Source organism: Colwellia marinimaniae (genome assembly GCF_002207865.1).
GTDB classification, from domain to species: domain Bacteria; phylum Pseudomonadota; class Gammaproteobacteria; order Enterobacterales; family Alteromonadaceae; genus Colwellia; species Colwellia marinimaniae.
Genome location: NZ_BDQM01000313.1, coordinates 1 through 264, shown reverse-complemented (window position 1 = coordinate 264; position 264 = coordinate 1). Strand labels below are relative to the sequence as shown.

Annotated in this window: 1 pseudogene; it reads left to right on the top strand. The window is 38.6% G+C overall.

Features of this window, described 5'->3' with window-relative positions:
* A pseudogene (locus tag MTCD1_RS21590) lies at window positions 1-146 on the top strand (transposase); the annotation flags it as partial.
* Window positions 147-264: the final 118 nt, after the last annotated feature.

Sequence of the window (264 nt, the reverse complement as noted above, 5' to 3'; positions counted from 1 at the left end):
GAAAACAACAAATAAGCTTAGTTGACACGCCTTATTATCATTGTGTATCTCGTTGTGTTCGGCGGGCATATCTGTGTGGTGAAGATAAGCACACCGGGCAAAGTTATGAGCATAGACGTGGTTGGGTCGCCGATAAACTACAAGAATATAAAAGACACCCACTCAAATGGAAATAATGAGTGACTCGACTATGCTTAAATAATAATCAATAAGTTTCCATTGAGAGTTATTATGGCCACGGCAAGAAAACAACAAATAAGCTTA